This is a genomic window from Caballeronia sp. ATUFL_F1_KS4A, from assembly GCF_023630905.1.
In the GTDB taxonomy this organism is placed as follows: Bacteria; Pseudomonadota; Gammaproteobacteria; order Burkholderiales; family Burkholderiaceae; genus Caballeronia; species Caballeronia zhejiangensis.
This window is the reverse complement of the sequence record NZ_JALQEB010000061.1, coordinates 1-270: the sequence shown is the minus strand read 5'-3', so window position 1 is coordinate 270 and position 270 is coordinate 1. Positions and strand designations below refer to the sequence as shown.

Genomic DNA, 270 nt, shown 5'->3' with positions numbered 1-270 from the left:
GATCGCGATAGTGCTTATGCTGAGCTTGGGCGGTTGCGCGACACGCTCGCAAATATGCCCCGAGCCGACGCTACCGGCGATGCCTGCCCTGACCGAGCCGATACCACTCGTGAGCTATTCCTTGAATGTGCAGCAGAGCTTGTCGAAATGGGAGGCATCGCTGATCGGCACGCCTCAGACGCCCTAATGCTGCAGCAGGCTTGGCCCAAATAAAACCACAAGGATAAATAAATGGCAACAAACCCTTTTGCATTGGATGCAACGCAACGT

Annotated in this window: 1 protein-coding gene; it reads left to right on the top strand. The window is 55.2% G+C overall.

Annotated features, from left to right (window positions below; genetic code table 11):
* On the top strand, positions 1-187 hold a 187-nt coding region (locus tag NCS03_RS31030; protein ID WP_250530511.1), incomplete at its 5' end, for a hypothetical protein.
* Positions 188-270: the final 83 nt, after the last annotated feature.